The 24,253-nt window shown below is 61.7% G+C and carries 22 protein-coding genes and 1 tRNA gene; 13 read left to right on the forward strand and 10 right to left on the reverse strand.

The annotated features are described in order from the left end of the window. Position 1: 1 nt before the first annotated feature. From ACVWZA_RS15285 to ACVWZA_RS15295, 3 genes are all read right to left on the reverse strand, one after another. Entirely contained in the window at positions 2-1,369 is a 1,368-nt protein-coding gene (locus tag ACVWZA_RS15285; RefSeq protein WP_457312114.1) for an SPOR domain-containing protein, read from the reverse strand. A 19-nt stretch (positions 1,370-1,388) separates the two neighbouring features. Further along, the gene (locus ACVWZA_RS15290) at positions 1,389-2,072 is read right to left on the reverse strand and encodes a hypothetical protein (RefSeq protein WP_457312115.1); all 684 of its coding nucleotides are present in this window, start codon (positions 2,070-2,072) and stop codon (positions 1,389-1,391) included. An 85-nt stretch (positions 2,073-2,157) separates the two neighbouring features. Next, the gene (locus ACVWZA_RS15295) at positions 2,158-2,874 is read right to left on the reverse strand and encodes an AAA family ATPase (protein ID WP_457312116.1); all 717 of its coding nucleotides are present in this window, start codon (positions 2,872-2,874) and stop codon (positions 2,158-2,160) included. A gap of 186 nt (positions 2,875-3,060) precedes the next feature. On the opposite strand from ACVWZA_RS15295, the gene ACVWZA_RS15300 reads away from it, so the two are divergent. Further along, positions 3,061-4,044 carry an SPOR domain-containing protein gene (locus tag ACVWZA_RS15300; RefSeq protein ID WP_457312117.1) on the forward strand — a complete coding sequence of 328 codons (984 nt, stop codon included), beginning with the start codon at positions 3,061-3,063 and terminating at the stop codon, positions 4,042-4,044. 10 nt (positions 4,045-4,054) lie between these two features. On the opposite strand, the gene serB is transcribed toward ACVWZA_RS15300, so the two are convergent. Then, positions 4,055-4,936 carry a phosphoserine phosphatase SerB gene (serB, locus tag ACVWZA_RS15305; protein ID WP_457312118.1) on the reverse strand — a complete coding sequence of 294 codons (882 nt, stop codon included), beginning with the start codon at positions 4,934-4,936 and terminating at the stop codon, positions 4,055-4,057. On the opposite strand from serB, the gene miaA reads away from it, so the two are divergent. The 7 genes from miaA to leuA all read left to right on the forward strand — a co-directional run bounded on the left by miaA (position 4,929) and on the right by leuA (position 12,596). Next, on the forward strand, positions 4,929-5,861 hold the full coding sequence (gene miaA / locus ACVWZA_RS15310; RefSeq protein WP_457312119.1) for a tRNA (adenosine(37)-N6)-dimethylallyltransferase MiaA: 933 nt from the start codon (positions 4,929-4,931) through the stop codon (positions 5,859-5,861). The two genes, serB and miaA, sit on opposite strands and share 8 nt — an antisense overlap. Positions 5,862-5,951: 90 nt before the next feature. Next, a complete protein-coding gene (locus tag ACVWZA_RS15315) occupies positions 5,952-7,697 on the forward strand; it encodes an acetolactate synthase 3 large subunit (RefSeq protein WP_457312120.1) in 1,746 nt (581 codons plus the stop codon). After that, the gene (gene ilvN, locus ACVWZA_RS15320; RefSeq protein ID WP_457312121.1) at positions 7,697-8,212 is read left to right on the forward strand and encodes an acetolactate synthase small subunit; all 516 of its coding nucleotides are present in this window, start codon (positions 7,697-7,699) and stop codon (positions 8,210-8,212) included. Before ACVWZA_RS15315 ends, ilvN begins: the two co-directional genes overlap by 1 nt. A 169-nt stretch (positions 8,213-8,381) precedes the next feature. Further along, positions 8,382-9,401, forward strand: a complete 1,020-nt coding sequence (gene ilvC, locus ACVWZA_RS15325; RefSeq protein WP_457312122.1) for a ketol-acid reductoisomerase — start codon at positions 8,382-8,384, stop codon at positions 9,399-9,401. A gap of 235 nt (positions 9,402-9,636) precedes the next feature. Beyond that, positions 9,637-10,110 carry a YceI family protein gene (locus ACVWZA_RS15330; protein ID WP_457312123.1) on the forward strand — a complete coding sequence of 158 codons (474 nt, stop codon included), beginning with the start codon at positions 9,637-9,639 and terminating at the stop codon, positions 10,108-10,110. Next, positions 10,107-10,754 carry a TMEM175 family protein gene (locus tag ACVWZA_RS15335; RefSeq protein WP_457312124.1) on the forward strand — a complete coding sequence of 216 codons (648 nt, stop codon included), beginning with the start codon at positions 10,107-10,109 and terminating at the stop codon, positions 10,752-10,754. Before ACVWZA_RS15330 ends, ACVWZA_RS15335 begins: the two co-directional genes overlap by 4 nt. 174 nt (positions 10,755-10,928) lie before the next feature. Then, on the forward strand, positions 10,929-12,596 hold the full coding sequence (leuA, locus tag ACVWZA_RS15340; protein ID WP_457312125.1) for a 2-isopropylmalate synthase: 1,668 nt from the start codon (positions 10,929-10,931) through the stop codon (positions 12,594-12,596). 238 nt (positions 12,597-12,834) lie between these two features. On the opposite strand, the gene ACVWZA_RS15345 is transcribed toward leuA, so the two are convergent. From ACVWZA_RS15345 to folE, 4 genes are all read right to left on the reverse strand, one after another. Continuing rightward, positions 12,835-13,047: a hypothetical protein gene (locus ACVWZA_RS15345; protein ID WP_457312126.1), complete on the reverse strand. Its 213-nt coding sequence runs from the start codon at positions 13,045-13,047 to the stop codon at positions 12,835-12,837. Between the two features lie 127 nt (positions 13,048-13,174). Continuing rightward, positions 13,175-13,537, reverse strand: coding sequence for a dihydroneopterin aldolase (locus ACVWZA_RS15350; protein WP_457312127.1), 363 nt, complete (start codon positions 13,535-13,537; stop codon positions 13,175-13,177). Further along, a complete protein-coding gene (locus ACVWZA_RS15355; RefSeq protein ID WP_457312128.1) occupies positions 13,530-14,294 on the reverse strand; it encodes an SDR family oxidoreductase in 765 nt (254 codons plus the stop codon). Before ACVWZA_RS15355 ends, ACVWZA_RS15350 begins: the two co-directional genes overlap by 8 nt. Positions 14,295-14,301: 7 nt before the next feature. Beyond that, positions 14,302-14,922 carry a GTP cyclohydrolase I FolE gene (folE, locus tag ACVWZA_RS15360; protein WP_457312129.1) on the reverse strand — a complete coding sequence of 207 codons (621 nt, stop codon included), beginning with the start codon at positions 14,920-14,922 and terminating at the stop codon, positions 14,302-14,304. Between the two features lie 229 nt (positions 14,923-15,151). On the opposite strand from folE, the gene ACVWZA_RS15365 reads away from it, so the two are divergent. Continuing rightward, entirely contained in the window at positions 15,152-17,653 is a 2,502-nt protein-coding gene (locus ACVWZA_RS15365) for a TonB-dependent receptor (RefSeq protein WP_457312130.1), read from the forward strand. 109 nt (positions 17,654-17,762) lie between these two features. Here ACVWZA_RS15365 and ACVWZA_RS15370 read toward each other — a convergent pair whose 3' ends face one another. Further along, complete coding sequence (locus tag ACVWZA_RS15370) at positions 17,763-18,869, reverse strand: S-(hydroxymethyl)glutathione dehydrogenase/class III alcohol dehydrogenase (protein WP_457312131.1); 1,107 nt, start codon at positions 18,867-18,869, stop codon at positions 17,763-17,765. A 142-nt stretch (positions 18,870-19,011) separates the two neighbouring features. Here ACVWZA_RS15370 and ACVWZA_RS15375 point away from each other — a divergent pair, with 142 nt between their 5' ends. The 4 genes from ACVWZA_RS15375 to ACVWZA_RS15390 all read left to right on the forward strand — a co-directional run bounded on the left by ACVWZA_RS15375 (position 19,012) and on the right by ACVWZA_RS15390 (position 20,949). Then, the gene (locus ACVWZA_RS15375) at positions 19,012-19,215 is read left to right on the forward strand and encodes a DUF2945 domain-containing protein (RefSeq protein ID WP_457312132.1); all 204 of its coding nucleotides are present in this window, start codon (positions 19,012-19,014) and stop codon (positions 19,213-19,215) included. 40 nt (positions 19,216-19,255) lie between these two features. Continuing rightward, complete coding sequence (locus ACVWZA_RS15380; protein WP_457312133.1) at positions 19,256-19,519, forward strand: SWIB/MDM2 domain-containing protein; 264 nt, start codon at positions 19,256-19,258, stop codon at positions 19,517-19,519. Positions 19,520-19,698: 179 nt separating this feature from the next. Further along, positions 19,699-19,775 (forward strand) — tRNA-Arg (locus ACVWZA_RS15385). Positions 19,776-19,890: 115 nt separating this feature from the next. After that, positions 19,891-20,949, forward strand: coding sequence for a LacI family DNA-binding transcriptional regulator (locus ACVWZA_RS15390; RefSeq protein WP_457312134.1), 1,059 nt, complete (start codon positions 19,891-19,893; stop codon positions 20,947-20,949). 206 nt (positions 20,950-21,155) lie between these two features. Here ACVWZA_RS15390 and ACVWZA_RS15395 read toward each other — a convergent pair whose 3' ends face one another. After that, a complete protein-coding gene (locus ACVWZA_RS15395) occupies positions 21,156-24,140 on the reverse strand; it encodes a TonB-dependent receptor (RefSeq protein ID WP_457312135.1) in 2,985 nt (994 codons plus the stop codon). Positions 24,141-24,253: the final 113 nt, after the last annotated feature.

Genomic DNA, 24,253 nt, shown 5'->3' on the forward strand with positions numbered 1-24,253 from the left:
ATCAGCGCGCTTTCACCCAGCTGGCGACCTGATCGCCGGCACTGGCGCGCACGAAGCAGGTGCCGCCCTTGGCCTTGTAGCTGCGGCACAATGCGCTGGCATCTTCGCGGGCGAAACCGCCGACCGAAAGGCGGTAGAAACTGCCGGCATCCGACTTGATCGGCATGCCCGACGGGGTGTGTGCGCCAAAGCTTTCATTGCGCTTGGCGATCCGGCCCCAAGCATCCTTCGCCACAGCCGCGCTGTCGAAAGCGCCGAGCTGGACGAAGAAATTACCCTTGGCAACGGCGCGAGGAGTTACCGCCGCGCCAGCCACCGGCTTGGGCTTTGCGACGGCCATACGGGCGACTTGCGGCACGACAGCGCCGGGCGCCACGCGCGGTTCGGATTTCACCCGTGCAACGCGTGCCGGGATTGCCTGGAGCATTTCCTGGCGCGGGCCAAAGCTGACATAGGAAGCCGGCGCGGCCACCGACGCGACCGAAGTTTCCGGCGAGGCGAAGGGCGGGGCGACGGGCGTACCCATGTCGGCGGCGACGGCAACCGCATTGGCGGGTGTGCCCGGCATGAAAGTATCGATCGGCGCGGGATCCTTGCTCGCCAGTGCCGTTCCGCTGGTCATGTTGAGCGCAAGCGCAACCGGCTGGCCGGCGTCCTGAACCGGCGTCACGCCAAGCAGCGCAGCGACCTGATCCGAGGCCGATGTCGGGCGCGCAAAGCTTGCCCATTCCATGATCCGCTTATCGACCTCGCCGGGGGCGACATCGACCGCGATCAGCGTCTTGGCGTCCTGCCAGCGGCCGGCCAGCGCCAGCGCCAGCGCGAGATTCTGGCGAGTCTTGGCGTCGGCATCCGGCGTGCGGACCGCGGCCATCAGGATTTCGACCGCAGCGCCGGGATCGCCGGCCAGCGCGATGGCAAGGCCGCGATCGCTCGCCGGGATGATCGAAGCGTTGGCATCGAGCGTGCGGCGTGCGCCATCCCAATTGCCCTCGGCGATCTCGGCCAGTGCGAGCTGCAGCGCAGCCCCGCCGTTCGACGGATCAAGTGCAAGGACGTCGGCGAAGGATTGCCGCGCGGACGTGAACCGGCCCGCCTTGAGATAGCTTTGCGCGAGCACCATACGATAGCTCACGACCTGCGGGCCGAAACCGACCGCGGCCTCGGCATGGGCGACCGCCTGGTCGTACTTGCCCTTGGCCAGCGCCTTGCGCGCCGTCGCGACTTCCTTGGCCGCCTGCTTTTCGCCGTTCGTCGCCGAACGGGTGCCGGCGGTGGCAATTCCGCCCTGCACCATCGCGCCACCAAAAACGGTGCCGCCGAGTGCGAGTGCGGACATTCCAACGGTGAACAAGGCCCGGGTCTTCATCGGATTTTCCCCAAATCGATCAGCGTGCGGCCCGTGGTGGCAGCTGGTTCGCCAGCACTGCTACCTCGGGCAGAGTATTGAGAAATGCGTCCAGCGCCTCGGTGACGAGCAACTGGGCGGAACGGTTGGTGAGCGCGCTCGCTAGGCGCAGACGAAGGTGGCGGTCATGGTCGAGGCGCAGCGTGAATGCCGCTTTGGCCTGCTTCGTTTTCGTCTCGCGGGCGATCCGTGCCGCGCGCGCCGGGGGGAGCGTGACGAGTTGTGGAACGACCGCTTCGGCAACGACATCTTCGACTTGAACGACGACGGACTCGGCCAGAGCCGCGACAGGTTCTGCCGGAGCCGGTTGTTCGGCGACCAGCTTTTCGACAGTCCTCAGCGGCTTTACGGCCAGCACGGATTCGAACACAGGCGCGTCATCCTCGAAATCGCTCTCGGCGGATTCCTCTCCGAACGGATCATCCAATTCCGGATCGAGCAGCGGCGCTGCGAACGAAGGCTCGAACTCTTCCTTCAACACTTCGCGCTGCATCAGCACCGGTGGAACGCCACCACTAAAAGCGGGGGCATTAAAGGCGGGAGGATTGAAGACCGGCTGCTCCATGTCATGGGCGTGCGCCGCATGCATATCGCCCATGTCGTTCCAGCCGAGATCGTCCTGCCCCTGAAGCGAGCCAAAGCCACCATAGCCTTGCGGGCGCATGGCGGGACGCGCCGTGCCCTTGCGAGCGAGCAAGGTCGAGGAAAGCGATGCGAGAGGTTTGGGCTGTCCAATCATGTCGGCCCCCTCAGCTCATCACGCGGCGGCCGAAGCCGCCTGCGGCCGGACGTTGCGTGGCATAGCCGTTCGCCGCCGTCGGGGCGGAGAAAACGGTGCGGCGGAAATTCTTTTCGAGCCGATCGGAGATGTACGACCAGAGCGCCTGCACTTCCTGGCTGGATCGGCCTTTGACATCGACCTCCATCACGGTGCGGCCGTCGATCATCGACGCGGCGAAATCGGTGCGGTGATGGATCGTCACTGGCGCCACGGTGCCGTGCTGCGACAGCGCGACCGCGGCTTCGGAGGTGATCTTCGCCTTGGGCGTCGCACCATTGACCACGAACAGCAGCGGCTTGCCGGCGCGTTCGCACAGATCGACGGTGGCACCGACGGCGCGCAGATCGTGCGGCGATGGTCGCGTCGGGATGACGATCAGTTCCGCGACCTGGATCACGCTCTGGATCGCCATGGTGATTGCCGGCGGCGTATCGATCATCGCCAGACGGAAGCCTTGCTGACGCAGCACCTCCAGGTCCGCAGAAAGCCGCGCAACCGTTGTCTGGGCGAATGCCGGATATTCCGCGCTCCGCTCGTTCCACCAATCGGACAACGACCCTTGCGGATCGATATCGATCAGAACGACCGGACCGGCTCCGGCCAGCTGTGCCTGTACGGCCAGATGTCCGGAGAGCGTGGTCTTACCCGACCCGCCTTTTTGTGATGCCATCGCGAGAACGCGCATGTGCCCCTAGAACTCCCGCTAAATCCAGAGGCTGAGATGCCATGGGACACGTCAAGAACCGGTTAACGTCGATGAGAGCGTTGCCGCGCGGCCCGTATCGATACGCCATGGCTAACGAAATCTTTGCCAAATCCGCGATAGAGGGCATTATCAGCCTCAAGTGGTGTAGCGAGGACGGAACAGATTATGCGCAGCGCACTTCGACCGGTGGCTCTTGGCCTGACCGGCATCATCATCGCTTTGGCGGCACCCGCCACGGCCGACGTCAAGGCCGGCGTCGATGCCTGGGGGCGCGGCGAATACAAGAAAGCCGTTGATGAATGGCGGCCGGACGCGATCGCGGGCGATGCCGACGCGCAGTTCAATTTGGGCCAGGCCTATAAGCTCGGGCGCGGCGTTGCCGTCGATCTGCCGATGGCGGAAAGCTGGTACCGCAAGGCCGCGCTGCAGGGTCACGCGCAGAGCGAAACCAATTACGGGCTGGTGCTGTTCCAGAACGCCAAGCGCTCCGAAGCGCTGCCCTGGCTCGAAAAGGCCGCCACACGCGGCGAACCACGCGCTCAGCTCGTGCTTGGCACCATGCTCTATAATGGCGATGGCGTGCCGCGCGACTGGCCGCGTGCCTATGCGCTGATGGTCCGCGCCGCGGCATCGGGCCTGCCTCAGGCTTCGACCGTGCAGGCGCAAATGGACCAATATATCCCACAAGATCAGCGCCAAAGGGGCCTGGTTCTCGCGCGGCAGTACGAAACGGAATATGCGCGGCCGCAATTGCCGCCGGAAATCTCCGGCTCCGGCACGCAGACCGCGATGCGGGGCGCCGACGTGCCTGCATCGAGCTACGATCAGAGCGCGGATAATCCACCGGCCGCCGAAGTACCGGTACGGGCTGCCGCACGGCCCAAGCCGCGCCCGGCGCCCCTCGCCACGCAAGCGCCGCCGCCGCGTCCGGCCACGGCCGGCGGATGGCGTGCGCAGCTTGGTGCCTTCGGCGACGCCAACAATGCGCGCAAGCTCTGGGGCCAGGTCGCGGGGCGTTTCGCAGGCCGTCAGCCCTATTATATGAAGAGCGGCGCGTTGACCCGCCTGCTGGTCGGGCCGTTCGGTTCGCGCGCCGAAGCGTCACGCGCCTGTGCGGCGGTCAAACCGTGCGTACCGGTCGGACCCTGATACGCGACCGCTAGGCCGTCACCCAATCCGCCTTGGCGATCCCTTGCGCATATAACAGCGCGGTCAGGTCGTTATGGCTGATCCGCACGGCCGCTGCCGCCGCGACGATCGGCTTGGCGCGATAGGCGACACCAAGCCCGGCACGCTTGATCATCGCCAGGTCATTGGCCCCGTCGCCGACCGCAAGCGTCTGTTCCGCCTTGAGACCCGTTTCGGCCGAAGCGTTGAGCAATGTCTGCAACTTGGTATCCGACCCGACGATCGGCTTGGTCACCGTCCCAGTGAGCATGCCATCCGCCACTTCCAGCACATTCGCGATCGCGCGGTCGAAGCCTATGATCTTCGCCACCGGCTCGGCAAAGCGCGTGAAACCCCCTGACACGAGAATGGTCAGCGCGCCGCGCGCGCGCATCGTGCGGATCAGCGGCACCGCCCCGGGCATGATCGCGACGCGTTCGGCCAGGCATTGCTCGATCACCGCCTCGTCAAGTCCTTTGAGCAGCGCCACACGCGCATCGAGCGCGGCTTCGAAATCGAGCTCGCCGCGCATCGCGCGCTCGGTGATTTCGGCGATCTGCGGCTTGATCCCGGCATAATCGGCCAGTTCGTCGATGCATTCGACCGTGATCATGGTCGAATCCATATCGGCGATGAGCAGCGCCTTGGCGCGCGCCGCTACCGGCTGAACCACGATATCGATCGCGATGCACGCCGCCTCGAGCATTTCACGGGCGCGTTGCGGCGCGGCGTCGAACAAAATGTCGGCCGCGAAACCGTCATCGAGCCACTGGCTACCACCCGGCGCACAGCCGGCATCGCTCAGCACGTCGCTTGCAGCGGAAATATCGCTCCCAGCCAGTGTGCCGGGTGCTATCAGCGTCGCGATGAACATCGAAAATTCCCTATCCTCGCTGGCGCTCATTGCAGGGCCGACCGCCAGCGGCAAGTCCGCACTCGCGATGATCCTCGCCGAACGCCATGACGGCGTGGTGATCAATGCGGATTCGGCGCAGGTCTATGCCGACCTGCGCATCCTCTCGGCGCGACCGACCGCCGAGGAAGAGGCGCGCGTGCCGCATCGCCTGTTCGGTTATGTCGATGGCGCCGAAAGCAGTTCCGCCGCGCATTGGGCCGCCGACGCGCGACACGTCATCGCCGAGACGCACGCCGCAGGCCGGCTGCCCGTGCTGGTCGGCGGCACCGGTCTCCATATCCGCACCCTGCTCGAGGGCATAGCACCGGTTCCGCCGATCGACCCGGCAATCCGCGAAGAGATCCGCGCCCTGCCCGTCGCCCAGGCCTATCGCTTGCTGGCCGAGGCCGATCCCGGCGCGGCGCAACGTCTCGCGCCGGCCGATACGACGCGCGTCGCGCGCGCGCTCGAGGTCGTGCGGTCGACCGGCCGGCCGCTCGCCGACTGGCAGCAGGACAAGATCGGCGGCATTGGTGCCGCTGTCCGCCTGACCGCAACCATTCTGCTGCCCGATCGCGAATGGCTGCTCGATCGTTGCGACACCCGCCTCGCCTGGATGTTCGACCATGGCGCGATTCCCGAGGTCGAGACGCTCTTCACCCGCCGCGACATCCCGCCGCTCGCGCCGGTGCTGCGCGCGATCGGCGTGCCGGAGATTGCGGCGCTGCTCCGCGGCGAGATCGATCGAGATGAAGCGCTTGCCCGCGCCCGCCTCGCCACCCGCCAATACGCGAAGCGACAATTTACGTGGTTTCGCAACCAGCCTCCCGCTATGTGGTCACGATTGCCCGAGACAGATTCGAACATACTACTCACTGATATTGAAACTAGATTACGCGACTGAGGTTGACGACCGCATTTTACATCTCTAGCAGCGCGCTTCGCATTGCATTGTTGCGCTGCAACCCAAAGCTCAGGCGATGAAGGACGAGTCATGACCGAGAAGAGTGGAGCCGATATCCTGATCGAGGCGCTGTGCGATCTCGGCGTGGAGGTCGTCTTCGGCTATCCCGGCGGTGCGGTACTTCCGATTTACGACGCTCTTTTCCGTTCGGGGCGGATCAAACACATCCTGGTGCGTCACGAACAGGCGGCAACGCACGCCGCGGAAGGGTATGCCCGCTCGACCGGAAAGCCCGGCGTGGTGCTCGTCACCTCCGGCCCCGGCGCGACCAATGCGGTGACCGGCATCACCGACGCGCTGATGGATTCGATCCCGATGGTCGTGATCACCGGCCAGGTGCCGACCGCGCTGATCGGTACCGACGCGTTTCAGGAGGCCGATACGGTCGGCATCACGCGCCACTGCACCAAGCATAATTACCTCGTAAAGGATCCGGCCCAGCTCGGCGGCATCATCCATGAGGCGTTTTACATCGCGACCTCGGGCCGTCCCGGCCCGGTCGTGGTCGACATCCCCAAGGATGTGCAGGTCGCGACCGCGCGCTACGCCAAGCCCGGCCCGATCAAGCACAAGACCTATCGCCCGCAGGTCAAGGCCGACCAGTCGGCGATCGAGCAGGTCGTCGATATGCTCGCGGCGGCGGAACGGCCGATCTTCTACACCGGCGGCGGGATCATCAATTCGGGTCCGGCGGCAAGCCAGTTGCTGCGCGAACTGGCGCGCATCACCGGCGCGCCGGTTACTTCGACGCTGATGGGTCTCGGCGCATTCCCCGCCTCGTCCGACCAGTGGCTCGGCATGCTCGGCATGCACGGCACCTATGAGGCGAATTGGGCGATGAACCAGGCCGACCTGGTGATCGCGATGGGCGCGCGCTTCGACGACCGGGTGACCGGGCGGCTCGACGCGTTCAGCCCGAACAGCCGCAAGGTCCATATCGATATCGACCGCTCGTCGATCAACAAGACGGTGCGCATCGACCTGCCCATCGTCGCCGATGTCGGCCATGCGCTGGAGGACATGATCCGCGTGTACAAGGCGCGGTGTCATCCCAAGCCCGACCTCACCGACTGGTGGCGCCGGATCGAGGGCTGGCGCGCGGTCGGCAGCCTCGACTTCACCGACAGCAAGACCGAAATCATGCCGCAACGCGCGATCCGCGCCTTGTGGGAGGCGACGCACAAGCAATCGCCGATCATTACGACCGAGGTCGGCCAGCACCAGATGTGGGCCGCGCAACATTATCATTTCGAAGCGCCGAACAAATGGCTGACCTCGGGTGGGCTCGGCACGATGGGCTACGGACTGCCTGCGGCGATCGGCGCGCAGATCGGCAACCCCAACGCGCTGGTCATCGACATTGCCGGCGAAGCGTCGATCCAGATGAACATCCAGGAACTGGCGACGGCGACGCAATATCGTCTGCCGGTCAAGGTCTTCATCCTCAACAACCAGTATATGGGGATGGTCCGCCAGTGGCAGGAACTGACCTATTCAAGCCGCTATGCGGAAAGCTACAGCGACTCCCTGCCGGACTTCGTCAAGCTTGCCGAGGCCTATGGCTGGCAAGGCATCAAGATCGAAAAGCCGGGTGAGCTCGATGACGGCATCGCCGCGATGCTCGCGCATGACGGACCGGTTCTGGTCGATTGCATGGTCAGCCAGCTCGCCAATTGCTTCCCGATGATCCCGAGCGGAGCGGCCCATACTGACATGATCCTCCAGGCCAATGAAGTGACCGGCGAGATGGACGACGAAGCGAAGGCGCTGGTCTGATGCACATCAAGACGGAAGCCGCCCAGCGGCACACGCTGGCGATCATGGTCGACAATGAACCGGGCATCCTGGCGCGGATCGCCGGCCTGTTCACTGCGCGCGGTTATAACATCGAGAGCCTGACCGTGTCGGACGTGACCGCCGACCATGCGGTCAGCCGGATCACCATCGTCACCACCGCATCGGACCAGACGATGGAGCAGATCCTCGCCCAGCTCGACCGGCTGATCCCGGTTCATTCGGTGACCGATCTCACCACGCTCGGGCCGCATGTCGAGCGCGAACTCGCTCTCGTGAAGGTGGCCGGCGTGGGCGATCACCGTATCGAGGCGCTGCGCCTCGCCGATGTCTATCGCGCCCGCGTGGTCGATGCGACCACGTCGAGCTTCGTGTTCGAGGTCACTGGCGGGCGCGAAAAGATCGATACCTTCATCACGCTGATGCGCGAGGTCGGCCTGATCGAGGTCGCGCGCACCGGCATCGTCGCCATCGCGCGGGGGAAAGAACCCGCCTGAAAATCCCCTCTCCCCTTGTGGGAGAGGGAGGGGCCCGCTGCGCAGCAGCGGGAGGGTGAGGGGAACTCCCTGCCCTGCCCCCTTACCAGCTTCGCCTGACCCTCGCTTCGCGAGGCCAAGGCTTCGTATCCTCTCCCACAGGGGGAGAGGAGCAGAAAGGGAACTAGAAATGCGTGTCTATTACGATCGCGACGCCGATCTGAACCTCATCAGCGACAAGAAGATCGCGATCGTCGGTTATGGCAGCCAGGGCCATGCCCATGCGCAGAATCTGCGCGACAGCGGCGTCAAGGACGTGGCCATCGCACTACGCCAAGGCTCGGCCACGGCAAAGAAGGCGATCGACGCCGGCTTCGCGGTCAAGTCGAACGCCGAAGCGGCCGCCTGGGCCGACATCGTCATGTTCCTCGCGCCCGACGAGCATCAGGCGGCAATCTATGCCGACGATTATCACGCCAATATGAAGCAAGGCGCCGCCCTCGCCTTCGCGCATGGCTTGAACGTGCATTTCGGTCTGATCGAACCGCGCGCCGATCTCGACGTGATCATGATCGCACCCAAGGGCCCGGGCCATACCGTGCGCAGCGAATATGTCCGCGGCGGCGGCGTGCCCTGCCTGATCGCGATCGACCAGGACAAGAGCGGCAACGCGCATGACATCGCGCTCGCTTATGCCTCCGGCGTCGGCGGCGGCCGCTCGGGCATCATCGAAACCAATTTCCGCGAGGAATGCGAAACCGACCTGTTCGGCGAGCAGGCCGTGCTGTGCGGCGGCATCACCCACCTGATCCAGGCCGGTTTCGAGACGCTGACCGAAGCGGGCTATGCGCCGGAAATGGCCTATTTCGAATGCCTTCACGAAACCAAGCTGATCGTCGACCTGCTCTATGAAGGAGGCATCGCCAATATGCGCTATTCGATCAGCAATACCGCGGAATATGGCGATATCACCACCGGACCGCGCATCATCACCAGCGAAACCAAGGCGGAGATGAAGCGCGTGCTGGACGATATCCAGAGCGGCCGGTTCGTGAAGAATTTCGTGCTCGATAACCGCGCCGGCCAGCCCGAATTGAAAGCGGCACGCAAGCGGGCTGAGGCGCATCCGATCGAGAAGGTCGGCACCGAACTGCGTGCGATGATGCCATGGATCGGCGCCAACAAGCTGGTCGATAAAGACAAGAACTGAACGACAGCGCTTCGGCGCTTGCTTGGTTCCGGGGGCTGCGTCACATTGGCGCGGCCCCTTTTCCATGCCCGGAGAGCATCATGCGCCCCTTCCCGATCGCTGCCCAGACCGCCGTCCTCGCCCTTGCTTCGGCTCCTCTCCTTGCCCAGATGCAGATGCCGCCGAAGCGCCAGGCAAACTCGACGCAAAGCAGGTCGTCGCTGGCACTTACACGCTCGACCCCGCCCACAGCCAGGTGCTGTTCACCGTCAACCATCTCGGCTTCACCGAATATTCCGGCCAGTTCACCACCCCGACCGGCACCCTGACGCTCGACCCCGCCCACCCTGCAGCGTCGAAGGTCAGCATAAGCTTCCCGGTCGCCAAGGTTTCGACGACGGTCGCGGAACTCGACACCAAGCTGCAGAGCGCCGAGTTCTTCGATGCAGCCAAATTTCCGGCCATCACCTTCGTGTCTACCAAGGTGGTGGCCAAGGGCACGACCGCCATCATCACCGGTAATCTGACGATCAAGGGCATCACCAAACCTGTCACGCTGAATGCGCGCCTGATCGGTGCGGGCAAGGCCTTTTGGGGCGAGAAGAAGACCAATGTCGGTTTTGCGGCGACCACTGCGATCAAGCGCAGCGATTTCGGCATGGGCTCGGGCGTGCCGTTGGTGTCCGACCGCATCGACCTGGTGATCAATGCCGGGTTCGAGGCAAAATGAGCGAAACGAACCTCGCCACTGATGGCGACGAAGAAGGCCCACCCGGTGTCGGCCGGGTCGAGGCTTTTTCCGACGGCGTGATCGCAATCATCGTCACGATCATGGTGCTCGAACTCCATCCGCCCATTTCCGACGGGATGGACAAGCTCTGGACGCTGTGGCCGGTCTTCCTCGCCTATATTCTCAGCTATGCCTATGTCGCGATTTACTGGGTCAACCACCACCGGTTGTTCACCCATGCCAAACATATCTGCAATGGCCTGATCTGGTCGAACATGCTGTTGCTCTTCGCGCTCTCGCTGGTGCCTTTTTCGACATCCTATCTCGGCGAGCATCATTTCAACCGCGAAGCGACCCTGCTTTATCTGCTGACGATGATCCTGCCCGCCTTCGCCTATATCTGGCTGCAATCGACGATCCGCACCACCGGCACCCAAAGCGCCGCAGCGAATACCTATCACCGGCAGACTCGGCGCAAGGGATTGTTCGCAATGCTCCTGTATCTGCTCGGCATTCCGCTGACGATATTCGTCTCGCCATGGCTTGGCATCGCCTGTGCCGCGATCGTCGCGATCTTCTGGATCTTGCCGCGAAGCCCGCTTGATCAGTTATTCGATCTGAACCCTAGACAGATGCCGCAATGAAGCGGTAACGCGATGGCAATGACGCAGGCTCTTCGCCTTTCGCTGCCTCGACTTACGCGCCCTTAGGCGCGACCCCCGCCGTGCGCCTTGGGCGTGCGCGACCCGCCTAAGGGACTTCCCGCTAAGGGACTAATCGCCCCAAACGACGACAAGCGAACCGTGCGAGACCGAACCATGCTGCGTGACCCTTCCGTAAAATACCGCGCCTTCCCCCAGATCGACTTGCCCAACCGGCAATGGCCGTCGCGCACCATCACGCAACCGCCGCGCTGGCTTTCCACTGACCTGCGCGACGGCAATCAGGCGCTGATCGACCCGATGGATGCGGAAAAGAAGACCCGCCTGTTCGACTTGCTGGTGAAAGTCGGCCTGAAGGAGATCGAGGTCGGTTTTCCCAGCGCCGGCGCGACCGAATTCGACTTCATCTCCGGCCTGGTGAAGAACGGCCGCATCCCCGACGATGTGATGATCCAGGTGCTGACCCAGTCGCGCCGCGATCTGATTGAAACCAGCTTCGCCTCGCTGCGCGGTGCGCCCAAAGCGATCGTCCATCTCTACAATGCGGTCAGCCCGGCCTGGCGCAAGATCGTTTTCGGCATGACTCGTGACGAGGTACGCCAGATCGCGGTCGAAGGCGCGATGATCCTGCGCGATCAGGCCGCTGCCCAGCCTGACACCGACTGGCATTTCGAATATTCGCCGGAGACCTTCTCGACCGCCGAACTCGATTTTTCGGTCGAGGTCTGCGAGGCGGTGATGGAGGTACTGCGCCCGACCCCCGACCACCCGATCATCCTCAACCTGCCCGCGACGGTCGAATGCGCCACGCCCAACATCTATGCCGACCAGATCGAATGGTTCGGCAAGAACATCCGCAACCGCGACAGCATCGTCATTTCACTGCATCCACATAATGATCGCGGCACCGGCGTCGCGGCCGCGGAGCTCGGCCTGATGGCCGGCGCCGACCGGGTCGAGGGCTGCCTGCTCGGCAATGGCGAGCGTACCGGCAATTGTGATCTGGTGACGGTCGCGCTCAACATGTACACACAAGGCGTTGATCCCAAACTGGACCTTTCCAACATCGATGAGATCGTCAGCACGGTGAACTATTGCACCAGCCTGCCTGTCCATCCGCGCACGCCCTATGCCGGCGACCTGGTATTCACCGCCTTTTCGGGCAGCCATCAGGACGCGATCAAGAAAGGCTTCGCGTCGCAGGCGGAGCGCAACGACGAATATTGGGAAGTCCCCTATCTGCCGATCGACCCTGCCGATCTCGGTCGCAGCTATGAAGCGGTGATCCGGGTCAATTCACAAAGCGGCAAGGGCGGCGTCGCCTGGGTGATCGAACAGGACAAGGGGCTGAAACTGCCCAAGCGGCTGCAGGCCGATTTCAGCCGTCATGTGCAAGCGTTCGCCGATGAGAGCAGCCGCGAACTCAACGCCGCCGATATCTGGCAGTTGTTCGAGGAGACCTATTTGCCCTCGGGCCGCGACCGCTTCGCGCTGATCGACTATCAGGAAAACCACGCCCCTGGCGGCGGCCCGCCGCGTACCTTTGTCGGGCGCGTCAGGCTCGATGGCGAGGAACGCTCGATCAGCGGGCGCGGCAACGGCCTGATCTCCAGCGTGCTGGCCGCGCTGCGTGACGAATGCGGCGTCGACCTCGACGTGACCGATTACAACGAACACGCGATCGGCGTCGGCGCCGAGGCTCAGGCGGCGGCCTATCTCGAATGCCGGACCGCCGATGGCAGGACCGTGTTCGGGGTCGGGATCGATGGCGACGTCGCGACGGCGACGGTGCGCGCGGCGCTTAGTGCGGCGAATCGCAGCTGATATTTCGAAAGCCGCTGCCCGCGATCGGGCGGCGGCTTTCTTTATTCATATTGGAGCTCGCACTGAGCGCGGTCCTCCGCGCCTTCGGATTCAACGACGCCAGCCCCGCTGCATCTTTGCTCGATTCAAACCTTTCGCTGGTGTCGTCATGGCGTCATGGCGGCTCTCTGGCGTGGGCGCATCGCGCGTCACGGGTAAAGCACATCCGACCGACCCCTTTGAATCGAGCAGACCATGACTATTGCCCTGGCATTTCCCGATATTCCCGCAGCGCGACTGCGGTTTTCCCGTGCGGCAATATCGATTTTCCCGCAGTTTTTCCCGCAGCTTCCCGCAGAAGGCCCAAAAAAGCATTTTCACGCAGGGCTTCCCGCAGCTGCGGGAAACTCAATTTACGACAGGGGCTATTTGTCGTGGCGGCGGGCTGAATGTGCCCGGCATTGTCGAGCACCACTCGCTCGATTCAAGCGCGCCGCAATCCCGTCCATTGCAACTCCACCCGGCGTCACATCGACCGCCGATACGTTCTTTGACATGATGAAGCCCAACCAGCGCCGTGACCGTAAGATGTTATCGCGTCAGGCGCGCCGCACGATCTCGCAGCCGATCGCGGCATCGGGATAGATATCGGGCTTGGACGATCGCACCGTCACTTCGCGCACACGCGGATCGCCGAGGCACAGCGTCGCCACCGCCTCGCACAACGTCTCCTGCAGGTTGAAATGTCGGTCGGCGACCAATTCGCGGATACCGGTGCGCACGAAATCATAATCGAGCACCGCTTCGATCCGGTCCTCGGCGGGCGCCACTGGATAGTCGATCTCCATGCGCACGCTGAGGATCACGCGCTGCGGCCCGGCCAGTTCCTCGGGATGAATACCCAGGCCCATGACCAGCTCGAGTCCGTCGAGGATGGTGGTGAAGCGTATTGTATCAGCCATTGGCGCGCCGCCCCTCGAACATCACGTCGCCATCGCGCGGCAGGAAATGCTGGCCGTTGTCCACGAAGATATTCTGCCCGGTGATCCCCTGCGCGGTCAGTAGAAAAGCGACCGCGCGGGCGATCGCGCCAGTATCTACCGGACGCCGGAGCAGGTTCCGGCTTGCCACCGCCGTGAATTCCGCCTCGCTCTGGTCAAGGCTCGGCAACGAAAGGCCGGGCGAAACCGCATTGATGCGAATACGGGAGCCAAGTGCTTGCGCCAGCATCACGGTCGCCCCTGCCAGCGCAACCTTGGAACAGCTATAGGAAAAGAAGTCGGGATTGAGGTTCGCAACCTTCTGGTCGAGAATATCGACCACCGCCCCCTCCGCCAGATCATCCTGCGCCGCGATCGCCGAGGCGAGCAGAGCGGGTGCGGTGAGGTTGACCGTCATATGCGCCGTCATGGCCTCGCCATCGGAAAGCGGCGGACGGTCGAACTGAAAGATCGACGCGTTGTTGATGATGCCGAAAACCGGGCGGCCCGACAGCTCGCGTATTTCGGCAATCAGCTCATATGCGGTACCCGGCAACGCAAGGTCGCCGGTCACGACCATCGCTCCCGGCAATTCGGCTGCAAGCGCTTCGGCCTCGTCATGCGATTTCCAGTGATGGATCGCGACCCGCCATCCCTGTCCAGCCAAATGACGGGCAATGACCGCGCCGATCCGGCGCGCGCCGCCGGTCACCAGAATTGTTCGACCGTTATCCGTCATGTCGCGATCAAAAACCCATCAGCGCAAGCACTTCCTTGCGGCTCCGTTCATCTTCCCTGAACACGCCCATCATCCGGCTGGTGACCATCGCCACGCCCGGCGTGCGTACACCGCGCGCGCTCATACAGGCATGGCTCGCTTCGATCACCACCGCGACGCCGACCGGCTTGAGATTGTCCCAGATGCAATTGGCGACCTCTGCGGTCAGCCGCTCCTGCACCTGCAGCCGGCGCGCATAGGCGTGCAGCACGCGCGCCAGCTTGGAGATGCCCACCACCCAGTTGCTCGGCAGATAGGCGATGTGCGCCTTGCCGATGATCGGCGCCATGTGATGTTCGCAGTGCGACTGGAACGGGATGTCCTTCAGCAACACGATCTCGTCATAGCCGCCGACTTCCTCGAACACGCGCGACAGATGGTGCGCGGGATCGTCGGTATAGCCCTGACAATATTCCTTCCACGCCCGCGCGACCCGCGCCGGTGTGTCGATCAAACCCTCGCGTGCCGGGTCGTCACCGGCCCAGCGAATCAAGGTCCGCACCGCGTCCGCAACCTCGTCGGGTATGGGAATCTTGGGCGTTGGAGCGACAAGATCTCCATCGTCGGGGCTGCTCGTCAGGTCGGGCATTCGGGGTTCCTTTGCGGCGATTCGCAAGCGACGCTACGGCAAGCGACATTCCGGTGTCATGATCTTCAATTACGGAACTGTCTCATTTAGGCAACAGCGCCGCAACCCCGCAGATTTGCGTGTGATATCCATTGACGTGCGATTCGGCGGAGCGCTAACTTCACATACCTAATTTACGAACACGTCGGCCGGCAAAGATCGGCAACGTAAAACAGGAGGGGATGTTCTCATGAAGAAATATGAATTGCTTGCCGCGTCGGCACTCGCGCTGATTTATGCGGTTCCGGCATCTGCCCAGACCGCACCGCCGGCGACCGCCGCCCAAGACGAACAAGCGGTCGACACCAGCGACGACATCATCGTCACCGCCGGTAAGCGCGAACAGACACTGCAGGACGTGCCGATCTCGGTTGCGGTCACCTCGGCGGAATCGATCGAACGCTCGCAGGTGCGCGACCTTATCGACCTGCAGACGCTGGTGCCTTCGCTGAAGGTCGGCCAGCTGCAAAGTTCGGCGAATACCAATTTCATCATTCGCGGCTTCGGCAACGGCGCGAACAATGTCGGCATCGAGCCGTCGGTCGGCGTGTTCATTGACGGCGTCTATCGCTCGCGTTCGGCCTCCCAGATCGGCGACCTTCCCAATATCAAACGCGTCGAAGTGCTACGCGGCCCGCAATCGACGCTGTTCGGCAAGAACGCGTCCGCCGGCATCATCAGTATCGTGACCGAGGAACCGCAGTTCGAATTCGGCGGCAATCTCGAGGCGTCTTACGGCAATTACAACGCGATCGTCCTCAAGGGCAGCATAACCGGCCCGATCTCCGAAACATTGGCAGTCAGCCTGGCGGGCAATTACAATAAGCGCGACGGCTATTCCCACTACGTCAATCTCGATATCGATGGTAACAACCGCAACCGCTACGGATTCCGCGGGCAATTGCTGTGGCAGCCGAGCAGCACGTTCAAGGTGCGGATCATTGGCGACTACGACAAGATCGACGAGATTTGTTGCACGGTGTCCAATCTGCTGGACGGACCTACCGGCGGTGCCGTTCGCGCGGTCGGCGGGCGGCTCAATTCGAACCAGCCATTTTCGTACGACAGCTATGCCAATTTCCCGTCGACCAACAAGATCGACAATTATGGCGTCTCGGGACAGATCGACTGGGATTTCGCTGACCAGCTGTCCCTGACCAGCATCAGTGCATATCGTCGTGTCGATTCCGACACCAATGCCGATTCGGATTTCACCAGCGCCGATCTGATCGGTTCGAACCAGAACAATACCAAGATCGATACCTACACGCAGGAAGTGCGCGTAGCGTCGAATTTCGATGGGATCTTCAACTTCCTGGTCGGTGGGTTCTATTTCAACGAGGGCATCGACAGCAGTGCCTCGCTGACCTTCGGGCGGAATTTCCAAGCTTACGCCAACGCGTTGAGTGGCGGCAATTACAGTGGGCTCGAGCCGACTCTTCGCTTCCTTCTTCCCGGTACTCCCGCCGGAGCATTCGGCTCTCAGGGTCAGGGCCGTTTCGAGAATTATGATTACAAGAACGAATCCTATTCGCTCTTTGGCCAGGTCGATATCGAACCTGTCGACGGGCTGATTTTTACCGGCGGGCTCAACTACACGCACGATAGCAAGAGGGTCGCGACCAACAATTACAGCACCGACGTCTTCTCGGGACTGGATCTGGTCCTTGCCGGTGTCCGTCTTGGCGTGCCGCCGGCATCCGCCACCAACCCGGCAGCCAACCCGTTCCTGGGATTGCGAGCGCTGCAGTTCCTGCCGCCGTTCCTGAACTTCCCCAACGCGGTGGAGGATGGCAAGACCAGCGACAACGACCTGTCATATACGTTGCGGGTTGCCTATAAGTTCAGCCCGAAGATCAACGTCTATGCCACCTATGCAACGGGCTTCAAGGCGTCGTCGTTCAACCTGTCATATGACAGCCGCCCGTTCGCGAGCGACTTCATTCCGGGTTCGCCGGCACAGAGCCCCGCTCCTGCCACCTCACCCATCCGCACAGCCGGTTTGGCCGTCAACAACCTCACGTCCGGCACGCGTTATGCCGGCCCTGAAGATGCGACGGTCTATGAAGTCGGGCTGAAGGGCAATTTCCAGGGCTTTGGGTTCAACGTCGCCGTGTTCAAGCAAATCCTCAAGGGCTTCCAGAGCAATGTCTTCCAGGGGACCGGCTTCGTTCTCGGCAATGCGGAAAAACAATCGACCTTCGGCATCGAAATGGACGCGACGGTCTCTCCGATCAGGGATCTCAACTTCACCGCATCACTGACCTATCTCGATCCGAAGTTCGATCTGTTTACCGGCGGTTCCGCCTTCAACCCGGTGACCAATAACGTGACCTCGACCAACCTGACCGGCAAAACACCGTCAGGCATTTCGAAATATTCGGTCGCGGTCGGCACCACCTATACGGCGCGGCTTGCCGGAGAGACGGCGCTCATCTTCCACGTCGATTATGCGCACAACAGTTCGTTCCAGATTGCGCAGGGTCTGCGCTACAAGGCAGAGCCGGAATCGCTCAACGCATCGATCGCGCTGGCGCTGACCAAGGGCCTTGAAATCAGTGTCTGGGGCCGCAACCTGACGAAACCGAAATACAACCCCGTCATCTTCCCGGGTGTGGCGCAGCCCGGTACCTTGTCGGCCTATCCCAGCCCGCCGCGCACCTATGGTATGTCGGGTCGGTTCAAGTTCTGATTTGCTGACTGGGGAGCGGGTTCGCCCGCTCCCGATCGTATAAAAACCCCGGTGCCGCGCGCCGGGGTTTTTTATTACCTCGGGCATCCATCCGCGCGGGGCGCGTTGCTCAATACACCACGACGCTGCGGATACTCTCGCCGGCATGCATCAGGTCGAAGCCCTTGTTGATCTCCTCCAGGCTCAGCACATGGGTGATCATCGGGTCGATCTCGATCTTGCCGTTCATGTACCAGTCGACGATCTTCGGCACGTCGGTGCGTCCCTTGGCGCCGCCGAACGCGGTGCCGCGCCAGTTGCGTCCGGTGACCAGCTGGAACGGCCGTGTTGCGATCTCCTTGCCCGCTTCGGCCACACCGATGATGATGCTGGTGCCCCAGCCGCGGTGGCATGCCTCCAAGGCCTGGCGCATCACGGTCGTGTTGCCGGTGCAGTCGAAGGTATAATCCGCCCCGCCATCGGTCAACGCGACGAGATGCGCGACAATGTCGCCGACCTCTTTCGGGTTGACGAAATGGGTCATGCCGAACCTGCGGCCCCATTCCTCGCGGTCGGGATTGATATCGACGCCGATGATCATCCCCGCCCCCGCCATCCGCGCGCCCTGCAGCACGTTGAGGCCGATCCCGCCAAGGCCGAACACAATGACATTGTCGCCGACCTGGACCTTGGCGGTGTTGACCACAGCACCAACGCCGGTGGTCACGCCGCAACCGATATAGCAGCTGGCCTTGAACGGTGCGTCCTCACGAATCTTCGCCACGGCGATCTCCGGCACCACGGCGAAGTTCGAAAAGGTCGAACACCCCATATAGTGGAAGATCGTCTCCCCCTTGTAGCTGAAGCGGCTGGTGCCGTCGGGCATCAGCCCTTTCCCTTGCGTGGCGCGGATCGCGGTGCACAAATTGGTCTTGCCGCTGAGGCATGATTTACACTGGCGGCATTCGGGCGTGTAGAGCGGGATGACGTGATCGCCCGGCTTCACGCTGGTCACGCCAGCGCCAATCTCGCGCACGACTCCGGCGCCTTCATGCCCCAACACACTGGGAAACAGTCCTTCCGAATCGAGTCCGTCGAGCGTGTAGGCATCGGTATGGCAGATTCCGGTCGCCATGATCTCGACCAGAACTTCACCCGCTTTGGGCCCTTCGAGGTCGAGTTCGACGATCTCCAACGGCTTCCTGGCCTCGAATGCAACAGCGGCGCGGGTCTTCATCGATCATCCTTTCAGGCAAGCCGGGACCAGATGCCGCGATGACTGCGGCGATGCAAGCGCGTGGCGGCGATGGCCCCGAAAATGGCGGAAATGCAACCAAAACCGCCGATCTGCGCTTGTCCGGTTCAATCGGGAGACGGCAATGGCGAGCATGAAGACGGGCGACAAGGTCAGCTGGAAATCGCACGGCGGCACCGCCCATGGAACGGTCGTCAAAAAACAGACCCGCGATACCAGGATCAAGGGTCATCAGGTTCGTGCGACGGAGGATGATCCGCAATACATCGTAGAGAGTGACAACGACCAAAAGGCGGCGCACAAGGAGGGCGCGCTTAAGAAGGCGTGAATCGATGTCGGCTTGAACGGCACATCAGGAAGGACTTTATATGGCGACGACCCCCCCCAAGACCGGCGGTATCCACGCACCGGTGCAGCCATCGCCCGAACTCGGCGCGATCGTCGGCAACGACAAGCTGCCCCGCAGCCAGGTGATCAGCAAGGTCTGGGAATACATCAAGGCAAACAACCTCCAGAACCCCGCCAACAAGCGCGAGATTCTGGCTGACGAGAAGCTCAAGAAGGTCTTCGGTCGCGACAAGTGCACGATGTTCGAAATGAACAAGTACATCGCACAGCACGTCAAGGCGTGATCGGTCGCCGCGGATGCTCACGCATCGGCGGCACTCGAAAAAGATCGGGCCCGGCAGCGCAATCTGCCCGGGCCCGATCCATGTCTGGTACCCGGGAAGGCGCCGATCCGCGACATGGACCAAATTGCCTCGGTGACCGATTGACCACCCCGGCGCCGTCGCTTACCAACCGCCATCGTGCCCCCGTAGCTCAGCCGGATAGAGCAACGGTTTCCTAAACCGTAGGCCGCGTGTTCGAATCTCGCCGGGGGCACCACCCTGAATCCTCGTGATCCGGTCCAAATCTGCGCCCCAGAGCCGCGAGGCGGCAACTTCTCCGGACTCAAAAACTCGACTCCCGTCGGAAGCAAATCAATATATCCTCCGCCCAATTGACAACGAAAGACAATTTCGCCACCGATCTGAGCATGGCGCGCGGTGAGAAACGTTCAACGATTATCGACGTTGCCAAGCTGGCGCAGGTGTCGCCCAAAAGCGTATCGCGCGTATTTAATGACGAGCCGCACATTTCGCCTGCGCTGCGTAAAAAGGTGCTCCATGCAGCCAAGGGGCTCAACTATCACCCCAACGTTCTCGCTCAAGGCCTGGTTCGGCGACAATCATACCTCATTGGTTTAATCTATGAAAAACCCAGTCCGAGCTATGTGGTCGAACTGCAGCGGGGCGCGCTCGAACGATTACATGGCGAACGTTATCGGCTGATCGTGCTCCCGGTTGAATCCGTCATGGACCGCCCGCGCGAAGTGGTTAGTCTGGTACGATCAGCGGCGCTTGACGGTGTCATCCTCGCCCCACCGGCGTCGGACCACCCTGATATTATCGAAGGTCTTTCCGAGGCGGGTATTCCTTTCGCGCGAATCGCCCCGCAATCGCAGCTTGAAATCGGGTTGTCGACGGCGATGGACGATGTGGCGGCCGCACGCGAGATCGCCGAGTATGTCATCGGCCTCGGCCACCGGACAATCGCGATCATCATCGGCGATCCCACCCATGCCGCCAGCGCCCAGCGCCTGATCGGCTATCATCGGGCATTCGATGCCAATGGGATAGCACGACTTCCCGAGCTGGCCGAAACCGGCGATTTCAGCTTTGAATCGGGGTATGAGGCAACCAAGCGCCTCCTGTCGCGCAAGCTGCGCCCAACTGCCATATTAGCGCAGAATGACGATATGGCGGTCGGGGCCATGTCGGCAGCGCGCGAGCTTGGATTTGATGTTCCGGCCGATCTGACCGTCGTTGGCTTCGACGATTCCGAAATTGCACGCATGATATGGCCGCGCCTGACAACGGTCCGGCAACCGATCGTGGAGATGGCCAAGACGGCCGCCGACATGCTGTTGCGCGACCTAGCAGGCGAAGACCCGGGCGGCATGGTCATTCATGCGCACCAGCTCGTCGAGCGGCTGACGGCTGCGCCGCCGCCGGCCTAAGCGTCAGACCGGTGATCGCGCGCGAGGGACAATTCGGCCAGACTTCAGATCGACAGCGCGTCGATTTGGGCATCGGTCGATGCTCACCTCACTCCTAAGCGTACGTTGTTCGTTATCCGACAACGAATATCGTCACGGATTAGAGCATGGCGCGAGACAGCGGCGGCCCTTCATTGAGGGGCCGCCCGTCATCCAAAAACATCAAATCAGAAGTTGAATTTCACGCCGCCATAAACCCGCCTTGAGCCGGACTCGTAGCGGAAGGGCAGTTCGGGAAATTGCAGATAAACGCGGGTGTCGGCTTTGGCGATATTGATCGCCTCGGCAAATATCTCGAAATTCTTAGTGAGTTTGTAGCTGATCTGGCCGTCGAGCTGGCCATAGGATTTCTGAAAAATGCCAAGATTGCGCGTTATTGGTCCGTCGGAAAATCCGAAATTCCCAAGATATTGCTTGGAACGCCAGCTGTATGAGGCGCGCGCGGCAAAACCATATTTCTCGAAATAAAGCTGACCGTTAGCCGAATGCTTCGACACGCCCGGCAGAGGCAATTTGTCATCGAAGTTGGTGCTGAAATTGGTGCTGGTATCCGAGAATGTATAGTTCGCGGTAAAGCCAAGGCCGAAATCAAAGCCATATTGCGCCGCGAGCTCGAAACCTTTGACCCGACCGCCCGATCCGTTCGCGGGCTGCGAAACCGGCCCTAGCCTGCCCCCGGCCTGGTCGTTCACGAACACAGCGACCGTTTCGTTGACGATGAAGCTGTCGACTTCCTTCCAGAACAGGCCCGCGGACAATAGGCCCTGGCTTCCGAAATAATGTTCAAAGCCGAGGTCGAACTGATAAGCCCGGAACGGATCGAGATCGGCGTTTCCGCGGCTGCCATTGGTAAATTTGAACAGATTATCGACAGGGTCGCGCGTAAATTGGGTAGAGAAGCCCTGCCCCAGCGATACGAGCGGTTGGCGGGCAACGACCCGTGCCGCGGAAAAGCGGATTTTGTCGCCGTCGCGCACATCGAACACCGCGTTCACGCTGGGCAGAAAGTCAGTGTAGCGGCGAACCACCGTTGCCGTGGTGAAATCACGCAGCACGCCATTCCAGCTGTCCGTTCCCCAATAGCTTGGATCGGCGTTGGCGGGCTGGTTCTGGTCGATGGTCAAATTGGTGTTCACAACACGAAGGCCGACATTGACGTGATAGGGATCGTCGGCCCCACCCATGTCGGCCATGATATAGCCCGACTTCGTCTCCTCCTTGACCCGATAGGTCTGCAACGGATCGTTAAAGAAGGTGAACGGAGTGTCGGGATAGAGCGACTGGATCCATTGCAGGGCATTGGTCATCTGGGACCGGTTGGCCACCAGCACCGTGTCGCCCGGGACGTGGCCGCCGCCGCCAAAATGGGTGATCGCCTCTACCCGCCCGGGATTGCTGATCAAGGTATCGTATGGCGTGATCAATGCCGGCGAATTGCCAAAGCGAGTGCATCCTGCAAAGGCCGCGGGTCTATTTACTTCGGGCAGATCGCAGATTTTAAAACCGATCGCCCCATCCTGAAAATAGCCATAGGGCGTCCAGTTATATGAGAAACCGGGCACGCGGTTGGCAGCGGGGATCGCGGTCGCATCGAGTTCACCCCTGCCGCTATAGTCGGCGAGATAACGGCCTGAAGTGAAGTCGACCGTGCGTTGCCCGTATCGAAAGCCTGCGCTCAAGGTGATGGTATTCGTATTGCCGTTATCAACGTCATAGGCAAAGTCCGCACGGATCGAATGCCCCTTGATATCGGACCGATCGCCAAAGGCCCAATGCGATTTGAAGAAGCCATAGGCCGGATTGTTGAACAGGTCCTGCGGACTGCCCGCACCGATGCCAAAGCTGGGGAAATCGCCGTTCCGGTAGGTAAAATCAAACGTCGCCGGCGCCGCAGCGTTTGGTACGAATCCCGGCTGCGGTCCTGAAGTGCCAGGACCGCGAACGCCGTAAGCGGTGTAGCGCACGTCGTTATTCGCCACTTCGCGGTTCATCTTGGACGCTGAATAATCGGCCATGATCGACGCACGGAAATTGCTGTCATTGTCCCAGTCGACTTTAAACTGGAGATTGTCCGATTTGATATTCGAGACATCGACGAACGAGATGGCTTCGGCCGATTGCGCGCGGACGGTCCCTTCGAGCAGGACGCCGTTGTCGTTGATATTATAATTGCCGATCAGGCCCTGTGATTCACCCTGCCCGAACGGAAATTTGACCGACGCTTCGCGCGTATCGATTTTCAGATCCGACCGAAAATATTGCGCGCTCACTTCAAGTTCGTCGGTGGGCCTGAAATTGACTCCCAGCGACGCGCCCCAGCGCCGGCGATACTGGTCGCGGTCGGTAATATAGCGATATTCGGGCGCATAATAATTAGTCGGGACGGTCGCCGTGTCACGGCGTCCACCAGCAAATGCCCAGTTGCCGCGATTGTCGCCGCCCAAGACATTGACGTGATTGTTGGTCTTTTCGTAGCTGAACGATGCGATGATCCCGAAACGATCGTTGAAATTATAGCCCAGCACAGCTGCGCCGGCAGGTTTCCATCCCTCGATTTCGCTGCCTTGGCTCATCTTTAAATTGCCGCCGATGGTAAGGCCGTCCTTGAGATCGAGCGGGTTGCGCGTCTTTAGATTGACGATGCCGCCCAGGCCGCCTTCGAGGAGCGAGGCGTTGGGCGATTTGAAAACCTCGATACCGCCGATCAGTTCCGACGGAATGCCCTCAAGGCTGTCGTTGCGATTATAATTGCCCTCGCCGACCTTGTAGACTTCGAGTCCGCTGACAAAAAGCTCGCCGTTCAGCAGCGTCACATTCTGTTCGAGACCGCGAATACGGACCTTTGATCCCTGTCCATTTTCGCGGTCGATCTGAATTCCGGGAAGACGCTGCAGCGATTCGGCGACATTCTGGTCGGGAAATTTCCCAATATCTTCGGCCGTCACCGACTCGATGATCAGGTTGGAATCGCGCTTGGCATTCAACGCGTTCTGTAGCGAGGCGCGAAAGCCAGTTACGACGATGTCGTCACCTGCGCCCTCTTCAACTACCTGTTCGGACTGCGCGAATGCAGGCGAACCTGCCAACACCAGGGCCAGAACCGATGCCGCGGCCAGCAGCATTCTCCGGTGATGCAAAGTCTTGCTGATCATTTTTATCCTCCCAACCGCATCTTGGCGTGCGGACAATGAACGTCTGTATCGCGCGGGTTGAAGTGGCCCGGCGAAGTCCGACAAACAGACTTGCAGCCCAGCAAAACCCCTGC

Source organism: Sphingomonas sp. UYAg733 (assembly GCF_054057355.1).

Excerpts from the sequence above, each read along its gene's own strand:
- ACVWZA_RS15375 (WP_457312132.1), top strand. The coding sequence starts at position 19,012 with ATGGCGAGCATGAAGACGGGCGACAAGGTCAGCTGGAAATCGCACGGC.
- ACVWZA_RS15380 (WP_457312133.1), top strand. The coding sequence starts at position 19,256 with ATGGCGACGACCCCCCCCAAGACCGGCGGTATCCACGCACCGGTGCAG.
- ACVWZA_RS15370 (WP_457312131.1), bottom strand. The coding sequence starts at position 18,869 with ATGAAGACCCGCGCCGCTGTTGCATTCGAGGCCAGGAAGCCGTTGGAG.
- folE (WP_457312129.1), bottom strand. The coding sequence starts at position 14,922 with ATGCCCGACCTGACGAGCAGCCCCGACGATGGAGATCTTGTCGCTCCA.
- leuA (WP_457312125.1), top strand. The coding sequence starts at position 10,929 with ATGCTGCGTGACCCTTCCGTAAAATACCGCGCCTTCCCCCAGATCGAC.
- ilvN (WP_457312121.1), top strand. The coding sequence starts at position 7,697 with ATGCACATCAAGACGGAAGCCGCCCAGCGGCACACGCTGGCGATCATG.
- serB (WP_457312118.1), bottom strand. The coding sequence starts at position 4,936 with ATGTTCATCGCGACGCTGATAGCACCCGGCACACTGGCTGGGAGCGAT.
- ACVWZA_RS15335 (WP_457312124.1), top strand. The coding sequence starts at position 10,107 with ATGAGCGAAACGAACCTCGCCACTGATGGCGACGAAGAAGGCCCACCC.
- ilvC (WP_457312122.1), top strand. The coding sequence starts at position 8,382 with ATGCGTGTCTATTACGATCGCGACGCCGATCTGAACCTCATCAGCGAC.
- miaA (WP_457312119.1), top strand. The coding sequence starts at position 4,929 with ATGAACATCGAAAATTCCCTATCCTCGCTGGCGCTCATTGCAGGGCCG.
- ACVWZA_RS15365 (WP_457312130.1), top strand. The coding sequence starts at position 15,152 with ATGAAGAAATATGAATTGCTTGCCGCGTCGGCACTCGCGCTGATTTAT.
- ACVWZA_RS15295 (WP_457312116.1), bottom strand. The coding sequence starts at position 2,874 with ATGCGCGTTCTCGCGATGGCATCACAAAAAGGCGGGTCGGGTAAGACC.
- ACVWZA_RS15300 (WP_457312117.1), top strand. The coding sequence starts at position 3,061 with ATGCGCAGCGCACTTCGACCGGTGGCTCTTGGCCTGACCGGCATCATC.
- ACVWZA_RS15290 (WP_457312115.1), bottom strand. The coding sequence starts at position 2,072 with ATGCGCCCGCAAGGCTATGGTGGCTTTGGCTCGCTTCAGGGGCAGGAC.
- ACVWZA_RS15315 (WP_457312120.1), top strand. The coding sequence starts at position 5,952 with ATGACCGAGAAGAGTGGAGCCGATATCCTGATCGAGGCGCTGTGCGAT.
- ACVWZA_RS15350 (WP_457312127.1), bottom strand. The coding sequence starts at position 13,537 with ATGGCTGATACAATACGCTTCACCACCATCCTCGACGGACTCGAGCTG.
- ACVWZA_RS15285 (WP_457312114.1), bottom strand. The coding sequence starts at position 1,369 with ATGAAGACCCGGGCCTTGTTCACCGTTGGAATGTCCGCACTCGCACTC.
- ACVWZA_RS15395 (WP_457312135.1), bottom strand. The coding sequence starts at position 24,140 with ATGATCAGCAAGACTTTGCATCACCGGAGAATGCTGCTGGCCGCGGCA.
- ACVWZA_RS15355 (WP_457312128.1), bottom strand. The coding sequence starts at position 14,294 with ATGACGGATAACGGTCGAACAATTCTGGTGACCGGCGGCGCGCGCCGG.